The following is a 1,225-nucleotide window of genomic DNA, read 5'->3' as shown; positions in this document are numbered from 1 at the left end:
GATGGAAAACATGAAGTATTTTACTTCTCGCCCTAAAGATAGCCAGTTGGCGGCCATTGCGAGTAAGCAAAGTAGCCGTATTTCTGCTCGTGGAGTGCTGGAAGGTAAGTTCCTTGAGCTCAAACAGAAATTTGCCAAAGGTGAAATTCCAATGCCAACATTTTGGGGCGGCTTTAGAGTTAAACCGCAAAGCATTGAGTTTTGGCAAGGCGGTGAGCATCGTCTGCATGACCGTTTCCTATTCTCTCAACACGATGGTGAATGGGATATCGACCGTCTCGCGCCATAGGGCATCTTACTTAACGCCTAACAAAACACCGCCATTTAGGCGGTGTTTGTGTTTATAAAGATAAAGCGGCGTGGCGTTAGCGCTCTCCATTCAAAACAACAGAAAGCTGATGTTTAAGCAGCGTTTTGGGTACAACAGAGCCGTAGCCTGCTTCCATTGCTTTATCGATCAGCTCGTTCTTACTATTCGCTTCAAACTTGTTTCTTAGACGTGCGACGTGCCCTTCTACCGTTTTTGTGGAGATGCCCATCACTTGAGAAATAAACTGAGGTTTTTTGCCGTAAAGCAGTAAAAATAGCGTTTCTTGCTCGCGGCATGTGAGCTTTTCTGGTTTCGGATTCAGATTCGAAAAGCGGAAAATGGATTGATGGTTTATGTCTGTACCGATGGCTCGACACACCCAGTAGCCCACTTCAATCACGGCGGTGTCGGTTAACTCTCGGCCATAAAAAATGGTGCCGAGGATGTTGCCTTGTTCATCTCGCCAAGGGGTTTTCGTGAAAATATGTGCGCGCCAACGCCCGTCAGGGTAAGGATGAATATCAAGGATCTTCAACGATTCGCCCGTTTCGATCACATGTTTATCTTGGCGTTGAAATTCTTGCGCGCATTCAGTGGTTGGGCTCGACATCTCGAAGTCAGTTTTACCAATGCACTCTTCTGGTGAGGCATGGCCCAATAATTCGGCGTATTCCTGATTCACATAACGGAATACCGAATCTTTATCTTTGCACCCCCAACAACCCGGTAGCTGTCGGAGAAGCGACTGTTCTATGGTATTGACTGGAATATTCACAGAGGACTCACTACTGCTATTTGGCCCCAAGCCATCTCTCCATCAGCTGTGTTTACACCAGCATTCAGACATGACTTGGATACATTGCCTGCTTTATGCAGGTCAGTATGCTCACTTCATGGATTCTTTCGTCATCTACG

At 46.6% G+C, this 1,225-nt stretch carries 2 protein-coding genes; one reads left to right on the top strand and one right to left on the bottom strand.

Annotated elements, in window-relative coordinates; all coding sequences use genetic code 11:
- On the top strand, positions 1–289 hold a 289-nt coding region (locus R8N28_RS25630; protein WP_318183710.1), incomplete at its 5' end, for a pyridoxal 5'-phosphate synthase.
- Between the two features lie 76 nt (positions 290–365).
- Here R8N28_RS25630 and R8N28_RS25625 read toward each other — a convergent pair.
- Positions 366–1,085 carry a PAS domain-containing protein gene (locus R8N28_RS25625; protein ID WP_025500833.1) on the bottom strand — a complete coding sequence of 240 codons (720 nt, stop codon included), beginning with the start codon at positions 1,083–1,085 and terminating at the stop codon, positions 366–368.
- Between the last annotated feature and the right edge of the window lie 140 nt (positions 1,086–1,225).

The sequence above is a fragment of the Vibrio sp. Vb1554 genome, from assembly GCF_033344235.1.
The sequence above is the reverse complement of the archived record's forward strand: the minus strand, read 5'-3'. Positions and strand labels throughout refer to the sequence as shown.